An 18,649-nucleotide genomic window follows, 5' to 3' on the forward strand; every position below is an offset into this window, starting at 1 on the left:
AAGAGCGTCAGGCAACGAGTGGGCATGGCATGAACAGGACGGGACTGGGCGTATTTTACGGGATGCTGGCAGGCGCGCTTTGGGGAGGGATCTTTCTCGCTCCAAAGCTGATCCCTGATGGCTTTACGCCGTTGCAGCTGTCGACGGCGAGATATCTCACCTACGGCGTCTTTGCGCTGATGTTGATCGGCCCCAAACTTCGCCGTGTTGCGTCCCGGTTCGGCAAAGCGGAATGGATTGCGTTGGGGTGGCTCAGCCTGATCGGCAATATCGTCTATTACTTTCTCATCTCCACAGCGGTGCAGCTCAGCGGCGTCGCCTTTACCTCCATCATCATCGGCTTTCTTCCTGTGGCCGTGACCATTATCGGCACTCGTGACCATGGCGCGATCTCGCTCAAACGGCTGTGGCCATCACTCGTCTTCGGGGCCATCGGCATTTTTGGCGTGTCGTGGCAGTCATTGTCCCAAGGGCAAAACGGGTTCGATCTCACGAAGATCGTCGGCCTCGTCTGCGCCATCGGAGCGCTCGCATCGTGGACGGCATTTGCCGTCGGCAATGCCCGCTGGCTGACGCGCCTGCACGATGTGAGCGCCGACGAATGGAACCTGATGACGGGCGTCGTGACAGGCGGGTTGGCCCTCGTGCTCGCGGTCCCCGCCTTCGGCTTCAACGCAGATGTCCACACACACGCAGGCTGGCTGCAATTCGCCTCGGTCGCGGTGGGTCTTGGAATCTCCGCCTCCATTTTCGGGAATGCGCTCTGGAACCGTATGAGCCGCCTGCTGCCTCTGACCATGGTCGGACAGATGATCCTGTTCGAAACGCTTTTTGCGCTTCTCTATGGGTTCGTGTGGGAACAGCGCGGGCCGACCCTGATAGAAACTGCTGCTATTGTGTCTGTCGTGGTGAGCGTGTTGCTGTGCATGCAGGCGCATCGGCCTGCGAAGGTGCATGGGTAAAACGCGACGGCTTTGAACCAATGCGAGACAATTGCCTTCTAAGGGGAAACCCTCCCCCTCCGTCGTCATGCTCGGGCTTGATCCCAGAATTAACGCTCCGCTACATGCAACGTCGGGAAATCCTCGGGACAAGGTGGGTGTCATGCCCAAGAATAAGGGCGTCGTACGCTGGCAGGCCTTGCCTGACAACAGTATCTCAACCTACTCCGCAGCAGCCAGCAACTTCCGCTCGCGATTGGCCCGTAGCCGCTCGAAATCATCACCCGCATGGTGTGAGGAACGTGTCAGAGGACTGGATGCGACCATCAGAAAGCCCTTGGTGTAGGCAATCGTCTCATAGGATTTGAACTCTTCCGGCGTGACGAATTTTTCGACCTTGTGGTGCTTGCGGGTCGGCTGCAGGTACTGGCCGATGGTGAGGAAGTCGACGTCTGCGCTGCGCAGGTCGTCCATCAGTTGCAGCACTTCGTTGCGCTCTTCGCCAAGGCCGACCATGATGCCGGATTTGGTGAACATGGTCGGGTCCAGTTCCTTTACGCGCTGAAGCAGGCGTACGGAATGGAAATAGCGCGCGCCGGGGCGCACGGTGAGATAATTGCCGGGGACGGTTTCCATGTTGTGGTTGAAGACATCAGGCTTGGCCGCCACGACGCGTTCAAGCGCGCCGGGCTTCTTGAGGAAGTCAGGCGTCAAGATTTCAATGGTGGTCCCTGGCGACGCTGCGCGGATGGCCCAGATGACCTTTTCGAAATGCTCCGCACCTCCATCGTCCAGATCGTCACGGTCCACAGAGGTGATGACGACATGGGACAGGCCCATCTGCTTGACGGCCTTGGCGACGTTTTCCGGCTCTGCCATGTCGAGCGCATTCGGCTTGCCGGTGGAGACATTGCAGAAGGCGCAGGCGCGTGTGCAGATTTCGCCCATGATCATGAAGGTGGCGTGCTTCTTTTCCCAGCACTCGCCGATATTCGGACAGCCGGCCTCTTCGCAAACGGTCACCAGCTTGTGGCTGCGCACCAGTTCGCGCGTCTCGTGGTAACCCTTGGACGTCGGCGCCTTGACGCGGATCCATTCCGGTTTGCGCAGGACTTCCGTATCGGGCTTGTGAGCCTTTTCCGGGTGACGAACGCGCTTTTCGTCCGTCTGGGACATCCTGTCGAGAATAGTGACCATTAGAGACCTGCTTCTACCGCTTGGATGCGGCCTTAGCGCCTGACGAGCTTGGCGAGGAATAACAGAAGGCTTGCGCCCAAGAAAGACGTGACGAAATAACCGAGGCGACTATCTTGCACGAAGACATCGAAGGTGCGCAGCACGGCAACCGCCACCACGGAGCCGACGATACCGAGAATGATGTTCATGAAAATGCCGAAACGCATATCCATCAGCTTGCCTGCGAGCCATCCCGCCAAGCCGCCGATGAAGATTGCGCCAATCCAGCCTACACTTTCCATGCCTTAACCTTCACCTTCTGCCGTCGCCTGCGCTTTTATGTCAGACAATCAGTTTCGCAATCAGCGTCACGATGATTGCGCCCACCGTGGCATGGATGATCTGCACCACCAGCGCGTTTTCAATGCCCAGCGAAATGCCAAGCGCGTTGAACACATAACCGCCGACGAATGCGCCGATAACACCGCTGAGCAGGCAACCGATCAGACCACCGCCGCCAACGATGAGGCTTGCCAGAAAACCGGCCACAAGGCCGATCAGGAGAAAGATAATCCAGGCTTCCGTTGCAACTGACATGTCGTTCTCCCGTTGATGCCGCTCTCCACAAAGAGTGGGAGCAGGCAACGCAATTATCAAGCGTTCAGCGCACGTCCATAGGCATCCAGCACGCTTTCCTTCATCATTTCCGACAATGTCGGATGCGGGAAGATGGTGTGCATCAGGTCTTCCTCGGTGGTTTCGAGGTTCATGGCGACGACGAAGCCCTGGATGAGTTCGGTCACTTCCGCACCCACCATATGCGCGCCGATGAGCTCGCCGGTTTTTCTGTCGAAGATGGTCTTGACCATGCCCTGGTCTTCGCCGAGCGCCACGGCCTTGCCGTTGGCCGCAAAGGAGAAACGGCCGACGCGCACGTCGCGGCCCTGTTCCTTGGCCTTGGCTTCCGTCAGACCGACCGAGGCGACCTGCGGGTTGCAATAGGTGCAGCCGGGGATCTTGCTCTTGTCCATGGGGTGGACATTCGGCAGGCCTGCGATCTTTTCGACGCAGATGACGGCTTCATGCTCGGCCTTGTGGGCCAGAAGCGGGCCGCCCGCAACATCGCCGATGGCATAGATGCCGGGAACGTTGGTCTTGCCGTAACCATCGATGACAACGAAGCCGCGATCGGTCTTCACGCCCGCTGCTTCAAGGCCGATATTCTCGATATTGGCCTGAACGCCGACGGCGGAGATCATCCGGTCTGCGGTGATCTTCTCGGACGAGCCGTCCTTCTTTTCGATGGTGGCGGTGACGGAATTTGCACCCTTCTCAACCTTGGCGACCTTGGCTTCCAGATGGATCTTGATGCCCTGCTTGTCGAACTGCTTCTTTGCGAAGGCGGAGATTTCCGCATCCTCGACCGGCATGACCTGACTCATGATTTCGACGACCGTCACATCGACGCCCATGGTGCGATAGAAGCTGGCGAACTCGATGCCGATGGCGCCCGAACCCATGACGAGCAGCGACTTCGGCAGCTCTTCCGGCTTCATCGCTTCGAAGTATGTCCAGATCAGCTTGCCATCCGGTTCGATGCCCGGCAATGCGCGCGGACGTGCGCCGGTGGCGACGATGATGTGCTTGGCGGTATAGGTGCCCTCGCCCAGCGTGTTTTTCGGCACGGGACCCTGCGGCTGGACGACCGGCTTGGTCATCTTGCCGACAACGATTTCGCCCGGCTTTGTCAGCTTGGCCTCACCCCAGATGATATCAACCTTGTTCTTCTTGAACAGGAAACCGACGCCGTTGTTCATGCGTGCCGCGATGCCGCGCGAGCGGGCGACGATGGCCTTCACGTCCGGCTTGATCGAGCCTTCCAGCGTCAGGCCGTAATCCTTCGCATGGGTTGCGCTGTGCATGACGTCTGCGGTGCGCAGCAGGGCCTTGGTGGGAATGCAGCCCCAGTTGGAGCAGATGCCCGCCAGGTGTTCGCGCTCCACGACGGCAACCTTCAGACCGAGCTGAGCCGCGCGAATGGCAGCGATATAACCACCCGGACCGGAGCCAATGACGATGACGTCGTAAGATTGAGCCATTCTATTTCCTGCCTTTAACTTCTGACGGCGACTTTGCGCCGCTGCGTCAATCGAGTATCTTCAAAGTCCCAGCATCATGCGCACCACAGGCTCCAGCCCGCGACCGATCGCACGTGTGTTTTCCGCATCCAGATGCACACCATCCACGGGCGTGGTAACGGCGACGGATGCCGCATCGAAAAATCCACACCCCTTGTCATCCGCCAGATCGCGATAGAGTGAGCCCATCATCTGCGATTGTCCGACCGCATCGATGAACATGGCCGCGAATATCTCGTTGCCCGTCTCGCAGATATGCGGCGCGGACACGATCAGGATTTCTGGCTCGTCGTGATCCTCGAAGGACCAGGCATGCTTGCGAACGAGGCTGACCAGACGCTCCACTCCCTTCACCGCACCGACGGCATTGCCGGGGCCGATGCCGCGCTTGAGATCGTTCGTGCCAAGCATGATGATGACCAGATCAATCGGCGCATGGCTGTGCAGAAGCGTTGGCAACAGAGTTGCGCCATTGCGGTCGCAATCTGCCAGATGATCGTCATAAGCGGTCGTGCGCCCGTTCAGGCCTTCAGCAATGACGTTGACCTCTTGGCCCAGCGCCTTTTGCAAGACGCTCGGCCAGCGATCCTCATAGGCATGACGCCCGAGATTTTCGGCGTCATATCCCCACGTCAGGCTATCCCCATAGCAAAGCACGGTTTTCATCACGTCCGACTCCTCGGTGGAGCGAGCCGAAAGCCGTCATGCGGCTTCCGGCTCAGCTTGTCTCAGACCAGCATCGACATCGGGCTTTCGATGTAGCGCTTGAAGGCGGAAGCGAGTTCCGCGCCGAGCGCGCCATCGATGACGCGATGGTCGAAGGCAAAGGTGGCGGTCATGACCGTACCCACTTCGATCTTGCCGCCGCGAACGACCGGCTTCTCGACGCCTGCTCCAATCGAGACGATGGACGCCTGCGGCAGATTGACGATCGACGTGAAGGATGAGACGCCGAACATGCCGAGGTTGGACACCGATGTGGTGCCGCCCTGGTATTCGTCCGGCTTCAGCTTCTTGTCACGGGCGCGCTTGGCCAAATCCTTCACCTCGTTGGAGATGACGGACAGGGACTTTTCCTCGGCCTTGCGCACGATGGGCGTGATCAGGCCATCGGGGATCGAGACCGCAACGCCGACATCTGCATGATTGTGCAGAACGCGGGCCGTGGAGGTCCATGAGGCATTCGCCATCGGAACATCGCGCAGAGCCAGCGCCATCGCCTTGATGATGAAGTCGTTGACGGAGAGCTTGAAGGCCGGAACCTCGCCCTTTTCCGTCTTCTTCACCGGTGCGGAGGCGTTGATCTCGGCACGCAGCTTCATCATCGCATCGAGTTCGCATTCCATCGAAACCGTATAGGACGGAACGGTCTGCGTCGACTCGGTGAGGCGCGAAGCGATCGTCTTGCGCATGCCGTCATGCGGTAGAAGCTCGTAGGAGCCTTCCGCAAACAGCTTGAGCACGTTTTCGTCTGATGGTCCCTTGGCCATTGCCGAAGCAGACGCACCAGCGGAAGACTGAGCCGCAGCAGGAGCTGCCTTCGCACCACCGGAAGCGGCGGCTTTTTCCACGTCTGTCTTCACGATACGGCCGTGCGGGCCGGAGCCGGAAACAGCAGACAGATCAAGACCGGCATCCTTCGCCAGGCGACGGGCCAGAGGCGAAGCGAAGATACGTTCGCCGCTTTTCGAGACCGATGCTGGTGTGGATGGCGCTGCCGCCTGATCGGCAACCGGCTTTTCAGCCTTGGCTGGAGCCGCCTCCGACTTCGGCGCTTCAGCCTTGGCTTCCTGCTTGGGAGCCTCGGCTTTGGCTTCAGATTTTGCCTCGGTTTTGGCTGGCGCGGCATCGCCGCCCTTGGCAGCTTCGGCCACGTCTTCGCCTTCACCGGCCAGGATGGCGATCACGGCATTGACCTTGACCGCTTCGGTGCCAGCAGGAACCAGGAGCTTGGCAACGGTGCCCTCATCCACGGCTTCCACTTCCATGGTCGCCTTATCGGTTTCGATCTCGGCAATCACGTCGCCGGGCGCAACCTTGTCGCCTTCCTTGACCAGCCACTTGGCCAGATTGCCCTCTTCCATCGTCGGAGACAGGGCAGGCATTGTGATGTTGATAGGCATGACTAGCCCTCCCCCCAAACGAGATTATATTGTTCCAACTCTTCGGGATGTTCCGTAAAACGGCTCAGTTGCGATGGATCGATCTCGATATATCCCGCAACGTCGTTAAGCCATTCACTGACAGCGCCGATAACGCCGATGTTCTCACGCGGAACACCGACGACGACATCGCCTTCACCATCGTTTACGACGGCCCAGAAGATGACGCGCTCGAATTGCGGCGTATCCTTGGACCCCAGAACGCGGTGCCAGTTTTCCGTCGCAGGGAGGATCTGTTTGATTTTACTCACACTCTCCTCCTTCACTTGTAGCAGACGGCTTTGACAGCCTGAATGACGTCATCCACGTTCGGAAGAGCGAGCTTTTCCAGGTTGGCGGCGTAAGGCATGGGCACGTCCTTGCCGGCAATTGTCAGGATCGGCGCGTCGAGATAATCGAACGCGGCGCGCATGACCTGGTTGGAGATGAAGTCACCGACCGATGACTGCGGGAAGCCTTCCTCGACGGTGACCAGACGGCCTGTCTTCTTGACGGATTCGATCACCGTCGGAAGATCCATCGGGCGGATCGTACGGAGGTCGATCAACTCGACATCGATGCCGTCCTTTTCAAGCTCGGCAATCGCCTTGATGGCGTAGGTCATGCCGATGCCGAAGGACACGATGGTGACATCCTTGCCCTTGCGATGAATGCGCGCCTTGCCGATCGGCAGAACGAAATCGTCCATCTTTGGCACTTCGAAACTCTGACCGTACAGGATTTCGTTTTCCAGGAAGACAATCGGGTTCGGATCGCGGATCGCTGCCTTCAGCAGACCTTTGGCATCAGCGGCGGTATAAGGCATGATGACCTTGAGGCCCGGAATATGGCTGTACCATGCGGCATAACACTGCGAGTGCTGCGCGCCAACGCGAGCAGCGGCACCTGAAGGACCACGGAAGACCATCGGAGCGCCCATCTGTCCGCCAGACATGTAGAGCGTCTTTGCGGCAGAGTTGACGATCTGGTCGATGGCCTGCATGGCGAAATTGAACGTCATGAATTCAACGATCGGACGCAGACCCGTCATCGCCGCGCCGACGCCGATACCGGCAAAGCCATGTTCGGTAATCGGCGTATCGATAACACGCTTGTCGCCAAACTCCTGCAACAACCCCTGCGTGATCTTGTAAGCGCCTTGATATTCGGCCACCTCTTCGCCCATGACGAAGACGTTTTCGTCGGAGCGCATTTCCTCTGCCATCGCATCACGAAGCGCTTCGCGAACGGTTGTCATGACCATTTCCGTACCTTCCGGCACATCAGGGTCAGCCGCGACGTCAATCTTCGGTGCTGCAGGAACCTTGGCTGCCTCCTTCTTCGCAGAAGGCTCTTCCGAAGCTTCGCGGCTTTTGCCACCAGCAGCGTCCGAATCAGAATTTGTCGCTTCAGCCTTTGGCTCTTCTTTCTTCGGAGCAGCCGACATGGCGTCAGCGCTCTCACCGTCCTGAAGCAGGATAGCAATGGCAGTATTGACCTTGACGCCTTCGGTACCGGCCTCGATCAGCAGCTTGCCGATGGTCCCTTCCTCGACGGCTTCGACTTCCATCGTCGCCTTGTCGGTTTCGATTTCGGCAATCGCGTCGCCGGAGGCAACCTTGTCGCCCTCTTTCTTCAGCCATTTGGAAAGCGTACCTTCCTCCATGGTTGGAGAAAGGGCGGGCATGAGAATTTCTATAGGCATGATATCTCCCTTCCCAAATCAGAGCAGAATGTCGGTGTAGAGCTCGGAAACATCCGGCTCAGGATCGTTCTGAGCGAACTCGGCGCTGTCGGCCACGATGTCACGGACATCCTTGTCGATAGCCTTCAGTTCGTCCTCAGAGGCCCAACCCTGTTGAAGGAGTCGTGCCTTGACCTGCTCGATTGGGTCATGTTCCGCGCGCATTTTCTGCACTTCATCTTTGGAACGGTATTTCGCCGGGTCAGACATGGAATGACCACGATAACGATAGGTCAGCATTTCCAGAATGATCGGCCCCTTGCCGGACCGGCAGTGCTCAAGCGCTTCGTCCGCAGCAGCCTTGACGGCGCGAACATCCATGCCATCGACCTGCACACCAGGAATGCCGAAACCGACGCCGCGCAGCGAGTAGTTCGATTGCGCCGTTGCGCGGGCGCTGGACGTCCCCATGGCGTAATGGTTGTTTTCGACGATATAGATAATCGGGAGTTTCCACAGAGCAGCCATGTTGAAGCTCTCATAGACCTGACCCTGGTTGGCCGCGCCGTCACCGAAGTAAGCGACGGAGACGCTGTCATTACCGCGATACTTATTTGCAAAGGCAAGACCGGTTCCAAGCGAAACCTGCGCACCGACGATGCCGTGGCCACCATAGAAATGCTTCTCTTTCGAGAACATGTGCATGGAGCCGCCCTTGCCCTTGGACAAGCCGCCGCTACGGCCGGTCAATTCGGCCATGACGCCACGCGCACTCATGCCCGCAGCCAGCATGTGGCCGTGGTCACGATAAGCGGTGATGACCTGATCGCCTTCCTTCTGCGACATGTTCATGCCGACAACGACAGCTTCCTGCCCGATGTAGAGATGACAGAAACCGCCGATGAAGCCCATACCATAAAGCTGGCCGGCCTTTTCTTCGAATCGGCGGATGAGAAGCATTTCACGATAGGCGTGCAACTCTTCGTCTTTACCAAAGTCCGGCGTATTCTTGCCGGTAAATTCCTTGGTGGCGGTCTTTGCCGTAGTCTTGCGGCCGGATACGGTCGCAGTTTTTCGCGGCGCCATTCATCCCTCCCTGAGTTGCCATTAGAATGGTTGGATTGGGAGGCACCATATGCAAGAAAAGGAAAAGCAGCAATGCTATAAACGCATGGCTCATATTCTGGCTAAGTTGCTGTGAATAAATTAAAAAAGTCGATTAACCTGAATTAAGTTAATCAGAAATATGCGTTCATGATCACGATTTCGTCCGCGCGCGACATATTCAACTGGTAACGCGAGATTTCATCGATCATGTCCCGCTCCAGCGAGCCATCGCTCATCAATTCGACCTGCCGCTCCAGCGAAACGCGTGTTTTTGTCAGCTTCGCAAGCTCCGCTGTGCGGGCAACACGCTGATGCTCCAGGCGTTCTGCAGCTTCGAGACCGAAATCGCCATGGATGGAATGATACCCGAAATAGGACAAAAAGGCGACCGTGATGGCCGGAACGACCAGACGTCCAAAACGTCTTTTCTTGTGATGCTTGGTCCACATACTCTGAAACAGCCTTCAAACGCGCTACTGGGAATCACCCTAACCGCATTTGTTTAACCATCCGTTGACCTTAACGGCCTTGGCACCATGGCCATAAAAAAAGCCCGCGCGAAGCGGGCTTTTTGATATTACTTCGAGAAAATATCCAGACCACTGCCCCACGGGCCATGCGGCTTGTCGACCCCATCGGTGCGCTCGAAACCATGTGCGCCGAAGAAGTCACGCTGCGCCTGAATGAGATTGGCGCTGCCACGCGCACGACGGTAGGCATCGAAATACCCCAATGCCGACGCCAGCGCGGGAACCGGCAGACCGGACAGAACGGCATACGAAACCACATGGCGTAGCGGTGCATCCGTATCCTTCACCATCTGCGAGAATGCCGGTGTAACGATCAGATTGGCAACATGCGGATCCTTGGTGAAGGCAGAGGTGATCTCATCCAGGAACTGCGAACGAATGATGCAACCGTCGCGCCAGATGCGCGCGATGGTCGGCATCGGCAGATCCCAGCCGAATTCCTTCGATGCCGCCGCCATCACGGCAAAGCCCTGCGCGTAAGCACCGATCTTTGCTGCCAACAGTGCGTTTTCGAGATCATCGATAAAGGCTTGCCTGTCGGTCGGTGCGGGCAACGCCTTCGGCAGACCCAGAATGCTTTCAGCCGATTCGCGCTCCGACTTCTGCGACGACAGAATGCGTGCGGCAACCGCAGCTTCGATGGCGGTCGCGGCAACACCCATATTTTGCGCTTCGATGACCGACCACTTGCCGGTACCCTTCTGGCCAGCCTTGTCGAGAATGAGATCGACCATCGGTTTTCCGGTAATAGGGTCTGCGGCGCGCAGGACTTTTTCCGTGATCTCGATGAGATAGGAGTTCAGGCGCCCCTTGTTCCACGTACCGAAAACGTCGGCAATTTCCGTGGCGCTCAGCTTCAGGCCATCGCGCAGAATGCCGTAGATCTCAGCGATCATCTGCATGTCGGCATATTCGATGCCGTTGTGGATCGTCTTGACGAAGTGGCCTGCGCCATCGTTTCCGAGCCACGCCACGCATGGGTCATTGTCGTATTTCGCGGAGATGGAGGTCAGGACCTTCTCGACGCGCTTCCAGCTGTCTTCCGTGCCGCCGACCATGATGGATGGACCGTGACGCGCACCTTCTTCGCCGCCCGACACACCCATGCCGATGAAGGTCAGGCCGCTGTCCTTGAGAGTGTCGAAACGGCGGATCGTATCGCGGAAATTGGCGTTGCCAGCATCGATCATGATGTCGCCGTTTTCGAGATGGGGCTTGAGGAGTTCCATCTGTTGATCGACCGGATCGCCAGCCTTGATCATGATGATGATCGGGCGGGGTGGGCGAATGGCGGCGATGAAGTCTTCGATGGTTTCGCAAGGGATGATCTGTCCCTGCAATTCGCCAGCATCGGCGTAAAATTTCTTCGTGACTTCCGGTGTTCGGTTGAAAACGGCAATTTTGTTACCTTTTTCTGCGATGTTGAGCGCCAGGTTCGACCCCATTACGCCAAGACCGATCAAACCGATTTCTGCCTGTTCCACGGATATGCCTCCATTTTGCATTTCATGGCGCTTGTTTTGGCACTCCAGCTCTCAAACGGCAAGGCGACAGCCATGGAAAAAAAGTGAAATTCGCGGCCGCATGTCTGCTTTGCACAAACGCGCCAGGTAAGGCTCGAGCGGAGTGTCGAAGGCCGTGCCGTCCGCTGCTGGATGCAGCGAGGCGGGCGCGGGTTCGCCTGTGAACAAGGGCGACTGGTACGATTATTGCCTTCATAATTCTGGGGGGGCTTCTTGCTGTACGATTGCGTTTTAGATTTCATACATTTTTTCTTCAGGGGCAGCGATGATCATTCAAAGTGCGGGTCTCTCCGTGATTGATAACGACCTTTTGGACGCAGTCCATCTCAAGGCGTATCCGATTGACACCCATCTCGACACGCTCTACTTCACCCGCGTCGGCGGCTATGACTTCTGGAAAGGCGACTGGAAAACAGCCCACGAGCCCTTTTCCATCAAGGTCATCAAGAAGACGACACCCAAAGGAAATAACAGTCCGCATTGCGAGCATGTCAGCGGTCCCGACTTCCTCAAGGGCGGCTATGGCGGCGCTTGCTTCAGCGCTCATGCTCTTTGGGAAAACCTCATTTCCTCCCCTTTCCTCGACCCTTGGAAGAACTGGCTCGATCATAGTCGCTATGTCCGGCACATCGCCGCCGAGAGCAAAGGGGCGATGCGGATCACAACAACGCCCGACGAGGTGAGACAAGCGCGGGACGATGGTGTTGCCAGCGCCATCCTGTCGGTCGAAGGCGCTCACATACTTGGAGCTTCCGGTCGCCGTACCGAAGCCCAGCGGCTTTCAAGGCTTGCCCAGATCGCGGCAGAAGGGGCGGCCTACATAACCCTCAACCATTTCAGCCATACGGATATCTGTGAGGCGGGCTTTCAGCCGATGAACCCCTGGCGCCGGGTTCGGGGTGGCGGCCTTTCCGCTTTCGGAGTGCGCTTCGTAGAGCGCTGCATCGATCTGGGGCTGATGATCGACGTGTCCCATAGCTGCAGCAAAGCGATCGTCGATATTGCAGGCCTGTGCAAGGCACGCGGCGTGCCGCTGCTCGCTTCGCATGGGGCTGCACGCAGCATCAGCGCGACGGACAAGGCCTCCCGGTCGAAACATCTGGCACGGACGTTTCCCGACGACGCGATACGGGCTATTGTCGAAACTGGAGGCACGATCAGCATCATCCTCTCGCCCTTTTACCTCAAGGATGCACGCCTGCCTGACGGCCGCCCTGACCGGGACGCCGACCTTGCCTATGTCGTGCGTTATTACGACAGGCTGGCACAGCTCATCGCCAGCATGGACATAACCGAAGATCCCTGGAACCACCTGTCTTTCGGAAGCGATTTCGACGGCGGCATCAGCAGCATCCCGATCGGTTTGCGCACGGGTGCCGATCTGCGCAACTTTACCCGCGCCATGCTGGACGCCGGCTGGCCGGAGGAGCGGATCTGCAAGGTCTATAGCGGCAATTTCCTGCGTGTCTGGGATGGAGCAAAACACGAGATCAAAGCTACCGTTGGATCTTAGGCAGAGCGAAAAAGACCAACCGTATGGTTTCACCAGGTGCCAGGATCATTGCGGGAAAACGGGCGGGGCAAACTGCAAGAGGCTGCTCTTGTAATTCTCAACGACGAAGCTGATCGGCGTGCCATCTGGCTTGCTCAACAGCGCCTGGTTGCTGATGAGGGTTTCGGGAATATCGATGATCTTACCCGTTGAGGCCGGAATTGCTCCTCCCACAGCCCAGTTTTCCGGCAAAGGTTGCCACAGCAATTGCGACGAGATGGTATGACGCTGGAACTGAAGCGGTGCCACGACCTTTCCAAAAGGTGTATCGGTCGTGTCCAGCGTCTGGTTCATCTCTCGCGTCAAACGGGCGGGCACATACCAGTTGTCGGCCTCCGATAGCACCAGCGTGCCGCATTTGAGCAGGACATGGCGGTAGCCGAGCTTGTCTGCCGCTGTGACGTTCAATTGCTTGCGCACAGTCTCGGGCGGCTCCTTGGTGTCCTTCAGCCTTGTCGCGGAAATTTTTGCCGGATCGGCAAGCCGATGATCCTCGCACCAGCGCTCGAGCGTCAAGGTGGCGCTGTCGTGGCTGAGCAGCTTAATGTTCAAATCCTGCACCACCGCCAGTGCCGCGAGACGCTGGACCGGGGTGTCGGGCCAAGCCATGTCGGTGGCAAATGACGGGCCTGCGACCACCAGAAAAATGCTGCAGGCGAGTGACTTGATAACCAAGGATGACATGTGCTTCTCGCTCCGGGTTATTGTCGTTGATGCCAAGCGTTCCTGACGATGCCAGAACGCGCAACTTGTGTGGCGAATTTAAGGGAGAAGGCGCGGCACGGAATGCGGGATTTCACCCTTTCATCTTAAGGGGTAATCCTGCGGCCACGAAGTAGACGCTTGCCGCGACGGCTGCGATCTTCTGATGCAGGCGTCCGGCATGATCGCGAAATTCACGCGCCATGCGATTCTCTGGCACGATCCCGAGCCCGACCTCGTTGGAGACGAAGACGATGGTCGCGCGGGCTACCGCCGCATGGTGCACCAGCGCGTCGAAGGTCGCGCCCATATCGGTGCCCTCCTCCATCATCAGGTTCGTCACCCACAGCGTCAGGCAATCGACGAGAATGGTATTGGGGGCGGTGTCGAGCCTTTTCAGCGTCTCGACCAGTCGTAACGGCTCTTCATGGGTGATCCACCCGTCGCCGCGATCGCTGCGATGCTGCGCGATCCGCGCTTTCATTTCCTCGTCCCAGGCACGGCCTGTGGCGATGTAATGCGCGCACCCTTCGAGCGACAGCACCAGATCTTCGGCAAAAGCGGATTTGCCCGAGCGGGCACCGCCGAGGACCAGGATGGAACGGGACGCCTCTGTCATTCAAAACCTAGGAAATTGGGAAGAGGTAAAGCGATCCGGACGCCAGCGCGGACAGAACCGCACGCTGAGGGGCGAAAAGCATGAAAAGAGAACGATTCGTAGATATGGAGGCGTTCTCCCGGTCGATCATGCATCACCGGCACAGTATCGTCTTTATCCGGAATGTCCCTGCCCGCACCGTGCGGACATATCGACAAATAGATAAAACACGACAACACCGGATCGCTGATATCAAACTAGGGAGAAAACGGCTTCCTGTCAATTTTCAAGACGCAAAAACCGCGTTGCAGAAGCTGCAGACGCGGTCTTGAGCTCCGAAACACGAGGAGCGAACGTAAGGCAACCGGTACGCAAAACCCAATCCGGCGCCACACAATCCGTCTTAGCGGTATAACCTTACCGGATCGTTAGCGCGCCTCTCGAAAACAAAGTCGGCACAATATTCATGTCGCAATTGCGTTGCAGCCGAAACCTAGAGATATAAGAGCGGGACGACGGCGTGAATGGACGGACAAGCACGACATGACGACTATCGATTACATCGCACTGACGATCTTCGTGGTTCTCTGGTATCTCTATACATACCTTACGACCGCCCGGTCGCCATTTCCCCGCACGAGCCTCAATCAGGCGATGGCCGATCGACGCAGAAAGTGGATCTATAATTCGCTGACGCGCGATCTAAAGATGATCGACACGCAGATCATGGCTGGGCTCCAGAACGGAACAGCCTTCTTCGCCTCAACGTCGATCTTTGCCATTGGTGGCTGCTTTGCCCTTCTGGGGGCAACGGAACGGGTCGAATCGGTTTTTCGCGACATGCCCTTCGTCTATTACGGCGGACGAACGGCGTTCGAGATGAAGGTCATCGGGCTGACAACCCTCTTCGGCTACGCCTTCTTCAAGTTCGGCTGGTCGTATCGACTGTTCAACTACTGCACCATCCTGTTCGGTGCGATGCCGATGATGCATGAGGCCAATGCCGACAGGAAGGCCGCAGAACATGCGGCCGAAAACGTGATCCGCATGAATGTCATTGCAGCCAAGAACTTCAACGACGGTCTGCGCACCATCTTCCTGTCGATTGGCTATCTCGGCTGGTTCATCAACGCCTATGTCTTCATGGCCAGCACGGTCATCATCATCGTTGCGTTGTTGCGGCGGCAATTTTTTTCGGAAGCCCGGCTCGCGATCATCGACGACAGATAAATACCCGCCTTGAAATCGCCTCAGTTTAAAGGCGAAGCGCTGGCAAAGCCCGATAAAGGAACGGATGCATGAATGACGCCCCGGCAACAGCAGCGGCACCAAAACCGGGCGGTCGTATAGGCATCCTGGACACCGTGCGCGGGTTCGCGCTGATTGCGATGGCAAGCTATCATTTCACCTGGGATCTGGGGATGTTCGGCTACATCGACGCCGCCACCCCGACGCAGGGCTGGTGGCGTCTCTACGCCCGCGCAATCGCTAGTTCTTTTCTGTTTTTGGCTGGCTTCGGTCTTTATCTTGCCCATCAGCGCGGCATCAACTGGTCATCGTTCGGCAAGCGTTTCGCGATGGTCGCCGGTGCAGCGCTTCTGATCTCGGTCGCAACCTTTTTTGCGCTGCCGGATGGATGGATCTTCTTTGGCATCCTCCATAATATTGCCGCCGCCAGCCTCATCGGGCTCCTGTTTCTGCGGCTTCCCGTCGCGATCACGGCGTTGGTGGCGGTCGCCGCATTTCTCGCGCCGATTTACCTGAGTTCAGACGCTTTCAACCCGATCTGGTTGTCGTGGATCGGGCTATCCACGATGCCTCCCCGGTCCAATGACTATGTGCCGCTCTTGCCGTTTCTGGCCCCCCTTCTGTTGGGACTGGCAGTGTCCAAGATCGTCACACCGCGAGGATGGCTGGATCGCTTCAGAAAAGACAGCGGCAAACGCAACGTCATTGCATTTTTTGGTCGCAACAGTCTGATCTTCTACCTACTTCACCAGCCGATCTTGATTGGCATCGTTTATATTGCTTCGCTCATCATACCGCCACCGCCGGTCGATCAGGTCGAGGCCTACAAGAAGAGTTGCGAGAGTAGCTGTGTGCAACAACAAAACGGACTGGAACTGTGCCAGCGGTTTTGCGGCTGTACGCTGGAGACACTTCAAGCGGAAAACCTGTTCGATACGATGATGGCCAACAGCCTTGTACCCGAACAGCAGTCAAGGATCGGCGAAATCGCCGCGCAATGTTCCAAGGAAACTCAGTGATCGTCTGATCAGGTGCCGACGCCGATTTCGGCGAGACGGGTCAGGCAGGCCTCCTCGACATTGTCGAGTTCAATCAGCGTTTCCTCGATGTCCTTGCGCTTCTGGCGCAAGTCGGCGCGCTTTTCATCGACCTTCTTCATCAGAAGCTCCAACTGTCCAGATTCACCAGGCGGCTCTTTGTAAACCTGTATGATTTCGCGGATTTCAGCGATGGTGAATCCGATGCGGCGACCGCGTAAGATTTCCTGGATCAGCCTGCGGTCCGCCATACGAAACAGCCGTGTGCGTCCACGGCGTTCGGGGTGAATCAAGCCTTCGTCTTCATAAAAACGAAGGGTGCGGGTAGAGACCCCGAATTCACGCGTCAGTTCCGTAATGCTGTAATACTTGTTCAAAGCTTCATCCGATTCTGGAGCACAGGACCGAAAATGACAGACTGCTTTCGGAATATCCGTTGCTCAAACAACAAGATAGAATGACGAGACGCGACGGGCCTCATAAATCTCTCATGGACGTCACTATGATTGACCTTCACGTAAAAGTCAATTTTCAACCGTCAGCCTGAAATGCCGAACCACCAGGTCGCAAGACCGAGAAAGGAGAAGAAGCCGACGATGTCGGTGACAGCGGTCACGAAGACGGCAGACGACACCGCCGGGTCAGCACCGAACTTGTCCAACAGCAGCGGAATGATAATGCCGGCAATCGCTGCGGCAAACATATTGATCAGCATGGCGGTTGCGATGATGCCACCCAGATTGACGTCGTTGAACCACAGTCCGGCGATGATGCCGATGGCGCAACCGAACAGGGCTCCGTTCAATAGACCCACACCCGCCTCACGCCGGATAATGCGGGCCGCGTTGTGAATATCGAGGTTCTTCGTCGCAAGCGCTCGAACCGATACGGTCATGGTCTGCGAACCGGCATTGCCGCCCATTCCCGCGACAATCGGCATGAGAACGGCGAGCGCCACGATCTGCTCGATGGTCGCATCGAATAGTCCGATGACGGATGCGGCCATGAAGGCTGTGATGAGGTTGACCGCAAGCCACGGCACGCGTGAACGTGATGTCACCGCGATGGAATCGGAAAGTTCCTCGTCGCCCACGCCGCCGAGGCGCAGCAAGTCCTCCTCCGCTTCTTCCTGCATGACGTCCACCACGTCATCGATGGTGAGAACACCGACGAGGCGGCCGTTGTCGTCCACCACAGCCGCCGACAAAAGGTCGTATTGCTCGAAGAGTTGTGCGGCCTCTTCCTGGTCCATTTCAGCGGCAATGGGGTGGTTGGTTTCATGCATGATCGATTCGACCCTCACCTGGCGCTTGGAGCGCAGCAGGCGGTCGAGATCCATCGCACCGACGAGTTTGAAGGTGGGATCGACGACGAAGATTTGCGAAAAGGATTCCGGCAGTTCTTCCTCTTCGCGCATGTAGTCGATGGTCTGCCCGACCGTCCAGAAGGGTGGAACGGCCACGAACTCCGTCTGCATACGACGACCGGCCGAGCTTTCCGGGTAGTCCAGCGCACGTAGCAGCCGCACCCGTTCTGTAAATGGCATCTGCGCGAGAATGTCCTCGCGGTCTTCGCGGTCCATGTCTTCGAGAATGTAGACGGCATCGTCCGAATCCATCTCGCCGATACCGGCGGCGATCTGGTCGTTCGGCATCTGCTCCACGATGTCGAGACGGATCGCCTCGTCCACCTCGGTCAGCGCCGTCATATCGAAATCAGAACCCAGCAGGCGCACCATCGCGTGGCGCTGTTCCGACTGAATGGATTCGAGCAGGTCACCCAGTTCGGATTCGTGCAGCCGGGCGACATTCTGCCTTAAGAACAGCACATCCCGATCCGCAATCGCGGCACCCACCATCGTGAGAAAATCGGACCGAATCGAGCCATCGTCGGAATAGATATCCGCCATGATCTCGGGTCTCTTGGCGTCTTCCGGCACGGAATGATGGTCGTCCGCTTGCGTCAAATTGCGCCCCTTTATCCGGTAAACTGCCTGCTTCGCCAAAGCGCAGGAGAATGGCTTTTAAAAGCACAATGTCAACAACAGGATAGGAGAAAAACCGTTGCATTTCCATGTGCAATCCATCGCAGCCCGACCGCTCTGCATTAACGGTTGCGAAACAGTCTCAGCGAATTGATCGCGCGATTGACGAAGACCGGCAGTTACGAGTTGACATATGGTCGTTATACGGGAATCTGACACCAAACACCGCGTCCACAATCGCACGGGTTGGCACCTGAGGCGGGCGGAAAAACAAATCAGAAAGAGACC

19 protein-coding genes are annotated in these 18,649 nt (G+C 57.5%); 4 read left to right on the forward strand and 15 right to left on the reverse strand.

The window, feature by feature from the left end; translation table 11 throughout:
- Positions 1-29 precede the first annotated feature (29 nt).
- Positions 30-962 carry a DMT family transporter gene (locus RMR21_RS07220; protein ID WP_498669977.1) on the forward strand — a complete coding sequence of 311 codons (933 nt, stop codon included), beginning with the start codon at positions 30-32 and terminating at the stop codon, positions 960-962.
- 201 nt (positions 963-1,163) lie between these two features.
- On the opposite strand, the gene lipA is transcribed toward RMR21_RS07220, so the two are convergent.
- The 11 genes from lipA to gnd all read right to left on the reverse strand — a co-directional run bounded on the left by lipA (position 1,164) and on the right by gnd (position 11,201).
- On the reverse strand, positions 1,164-2,138 hold the full coding sequence (gene lipA / locus RMR21_RS07225) for a lipoyl synthase (protein ID WP_498669978.1): 975 nt from the start codon (positions 2,136-2,138) through the stop codon (positions 1,164-1,166).
- A 32-nt stretch (positions 2,139-2,170) separates the two neighbouring features.
- Complete coding sequence (locus tag RMR21_RS07230; RefSeq protein ID WP_498669979.1) at positions 2,171-2,419, reverse strand: GlsB/YeaQ/YmgE family stress response membrane protein; 249 nt, start codon at positions 2,417-2,419, stop codon at positions 2,171-2,173.
- A 40-nt stretch (positions 2,420-2,459) separates the two neighbouring features.
- Entirely contained in the window at positions 2,460-2,714 is a 255-nt protein-coding gene (locus tag RMR21_RS07235; protein WP_183896836.1) for a GlsB/YeaQ/YmgE family stress response membrane protein, read from the reverse strand.
- Positions 2,715-2,770: 56 nt separating this feature from the next.
- Positions 2,771-4,216 (reverse strand): dihydrolipoyl dehydrogenase, encoded by a 1,446-nt coding sequence (lpdA, locus tag RMR21_RS07240; protein ID WP_498669980.1) that lies wholly within the window; start codon positions 4,214-4,216, stop codon positions 2,771-2,773.
- A gap of 60 nt (positions 4,217-4,276) precedes the next feature.
- The gene (locus RMR21_RS07245) at positions 4,277-4,921 is read right to left on the reverse strand and encodes an SGNH/GDSL hydrolase family protein (RefSeq protein WP_498669981.1); all 645 of its coding nucleotides are present in this window, start codon (positions 4,919-4,921) and stop codon (positions 4,277-4,279) included.
- 62 nt (positions 4,922-4,983) lie between these two features.
- The gene (locus tag RMR21_RS07250) at positions 4,984-6,378 is read right to left on the reverse strand and encodes a pyruvate dehydrogenase complex dihydrolipoamide acetyltransferase (RefSeq protein WP_498669982.1); all 1,395 of its coding nucleotides are present in this window, start codon (positions 6,376-6,378) and stop codon (positions 4,984-4,986) included.
- 2 nt (positions 6,379-6,380) lie between these two features.
- Entirely contained in the window at positions 6,381-6,668 is a 288-nt protein-coding gene (locus RMR21_RS07255) for a hypothetical protein (protein ID WP_498669983.1), read from the reverse strand.
- A gap of 11 nt (positions 6,669-6,679) precedes the next feature.
- Positions 6,680-8,101: a pyruvate dehydrogenase complex E1 component subunit beta gene (locus tag RMR21_RS07260; protein ID WP_498669984.1), complete on the reverse strand. Its 1,422-nt coding sequence runs from the start codon at positions 8,099-8,101 to the stop codon at positions 6,680-6,682.
- An 18-nt stretch (positions 8,102-8,119) separates the two neighbouring features.
- A complete protein-coding gene (gene pdhA / locus RMR21_RS07265) occupies positions 8,120-9,166 on the reverse strand; it encodes a pyruvate dehydrogenase (acetyl-transferring) E1 component subunit alpha (RefSeq protein ID WP_498669985.1) in 1,047 nt (348 codons plus the stop codon).
- A gap of 152 nt (positions 9,167-9,318) precedes the next feature.
- Positions 9,319-9,636 carry an FtsB family cell division protein gene (locus RMR21_RS07270; protein WP_045230427.1) on the reverse strand — a complete coding sequence of 106 codons (318 nt, stop codon included), beginning with the start codon at positions 9,634-9,636 and terminating at the stop codon, positions 9,319-9,321.
- A gap of 128 nt (positions 9,637-9,764) precedes the next feature.
- A complete protein-coding gene (gnd, locus tag RMR21_RS07275; RefSeq protein ID WP_498669987.1) occupies positions 9,765-11,201 on the reverse strand; it encodes an NADP-dependent phosphogluconate dehydrogenase in 1,437 nt (478 codons plus the stop codon).
- A gap of 304 nt (positions 11,202-11,505) precedes the next feature.
- Here gnd and RMR21_RS07280 point away from each other — a divergent pair, with 304 nt between their 5' ends.
- On the forward strand, positions 11,506-12,753 hold the full coding sequence (locus RMR21_RS07280) for a membrane dipeptidase (RefSeq protein WP_498669988.1): 1,248 nt from the start codon (positions 11,506-11,508) through the stop codon (positions 12,751-12,753).
- 45 nt (positions 12,754-12,798) lie between these two features.
- Here RMR21_RS07280 and RMR21_RS07285 read toward each other — a convergent pair whose 3' ends face one another.
- A complete protein-coding gene (locus RMR21_RS07285; RefSeq protein WP_498669989.1) occupies positions 12,799-13,476 on the reverse strand; it encodes a hypothetical protein in 678 nt (225 codons plus the stop codon).
- Positions 13,477-13,588: 112 nt separating this feature from the next.
- On the reverse strand, positions 13,589-14,113 hold the full coding sequence (gene cobU / locus RMR21_RS07290; RefSeq protein WP_498669990.1) for a bifunctional adenosylcobinamide kinase/adenosylcobinamide-phosphate guanylyltransferase: 525 nt from the start codon (positions 14,111-14,113) through the stop codon (positions 13,589-13,591).
- A 522-nt stretch (positions 14,114-14,635) separates the two neighbouring features.
- Here cobU and RMR21_RS07295 point away from each other — a divergent pair.
- Positions 14,636-15,322, forward strand: coding sequence for a DUF599 domain-containing protein (locus RMR21_RS07295; RefSeq protein WP_498669991.1), 687 nt, complete (start codon positions 14,636-14,638; stop codon positions 15,320-15,322).
- A gap of 68 nt (positions 15,323-15,390) precedes the next feature.
- The gene (locus RMR21_RS07300) at positions 15,391-16,359 is read left to right on the forward strand and encodes a heparan-alpha-glucosaminide N-acetyltransferase (RefSeq protein ID WP_498669992.1); all 969 of its coding nucleotides are present in this window, start codon (positions 15,391-15,393) and stop codon (positions 16,357-16,359) included.
- Between the two features lie 8 nt (positions 16,360-16,367).
- Here RMR21_RS07300 and RMR21_RS07305 read toward each other — a convergent pair whose 3' ends face one another.
- The gene (locus RMR21_RS07305) at positions 16,368-16,754 is read right to left on the reverse strand and encodes a MerR family transcriptional regulator (RefSeq protein ID WP_174153181.1); all 387 of its coding nucleotides are present in this window, start codon (positions 16,752-16,754) and stop codon (positions 16,368-16,370) included.
- A 161-nt stretch (positions 16,755-16,915) separates the two neighbouring features.
- Positions 16,916-18,286: a magnesium transporter gene (mgtE, locus tag RMR21_RS07310; RefSeq protein ID WP_498670103.1), complete on the reverse strand. Its 1,371-nt coding sequence runs from the start codon at positions 18,284-18,286 to the stop codon at positions 16,916-16,918.
- Positions 18,287-18,649: the final 363 nt, after the last annotated feature.

This window comes from Agrobacterium sp. rho-8.1, from assembly GCF_033957725.1.
Taxonomy (GTDB): Bacteria; Pseudomonadota; Alphaproteobacteria; order Rhizobiales; family Rhizobiaceae; genus Agrobacterium.

Excerpts from the sequence above, each read along its gene's own strand:
- RMR21_RS07245 (WP_498669981.1), bottom strand. The coding sequence starts at position 4,921 with ATGAAAACCGTGCTTTGCTATGGGGATAGCCTGACGTGGGGATATGAC.
- RMR21_RS07300 (WP_498669992.1), top strand. The coding sequence starts at position 15,391 with ATGAATGACGCCCCGGCAACAGCAGCGGCACCAAAACCGGGCGGTCGT.
- RMR21_RS07235 (WP_183896836.1), bottom strand. The coding sequence starts at position 2,714 with ATGTCAGTTGCAACGGAAGCCTGGATTATCTTTCTCCTGATCGGCCTT.
- RMR21_RS07280 (WP_498669988.1), top strand. The coding sequence starts at position 11,506 with ATGATCATTCAAAGTGCGGGTCTCTCCGTGATTGATAACGACCTTTTG.
- lpdA (WP_498669980.1), bottom strand. The coding sequence starts at position 4,216 with ATGGCTCAATCTTACGACGTCATCGTCATTGGCTCCGGTCCGGGTGGT.
- RMR21_RS07220 (WP_498669977.1), top strand. The coding sequence starts at position 30 with ATGAACAGGACGGGACTGGGCGTATTTTACGGGATGCTGGCAGGCGCG.
- mgtE (WP_498670103.1), bottom strand. The coding sequence starts at position 18,286 with ATGGCGGATATCTATTCCGACGATGGCTCGATTCGGTCCGATTTTCTC.
- RMR21_RS07250 (WP_498669982.1), bottom strand. The coding sequence starts at position 6,378 with ATGCCTATCAACATCACAATGCCTGCCCTGTCTCCGACGATGGAAGAG.
- RMR21_RS07260 (WP_498669984.1), bottom strand. The coding sequence starts at position 8,101 with ATGCCTATAGAAATTCTCATGCCCGCCCTTTCTCCAACCATGGAGGAA.
- cobU (WP_498669990.1), bottom strand. The coding sequence starts at position 14,113 with ATGACAGAGGCGTCCCGTTCCATCCTGGTCCTCGGCGGTGCCCGCTCG.
- RMR21_RS07230 (WP_498669979.1), bottom strand. The coding sequence starts at position 2,419 with ATGGAAAGTGTAGGCTGGATTGGCGCAATCTTCATCGGCGGCTTGGCG.
- lipA (WP_498669978.1), bottom strand. The coding sequence starts at position 2,138 with ATGGTCACTATTCTCGACAGGATGTCCCAGACGGACGAAAAGCGCGTT.
- RMR21_RS07285 (WP_498669989.1), bottom strand. The coding sequence starts at position 13,476 with ATGTCATCCTTGGTTATCAAGTCACTCGCCTGCAGCATTTTTCTGGTG.
- RMR21_RS07270 (WP_045230427.1), bottom strand. The coding sequence starts at position 9,636 with ATGTGGACCAAGCATCACAAGAAAAGACGTTTTGGACGTCTGGTCGTT.
- pdhA (WP_498669985.1), bottom strand. The coding sequence starts at position 9,166 with ATGGCGCCGCGAAAAACTGCGACCGTATCCGGCCGCAAGACTACGGCA.
- RMR21_RS07295 (WP_498669991.1), top strand. The coding sequence starts at position 14,636 with ATGACGACTATCGATTACATCGCACTGACGATCTTCGTGGTTCTCTGG.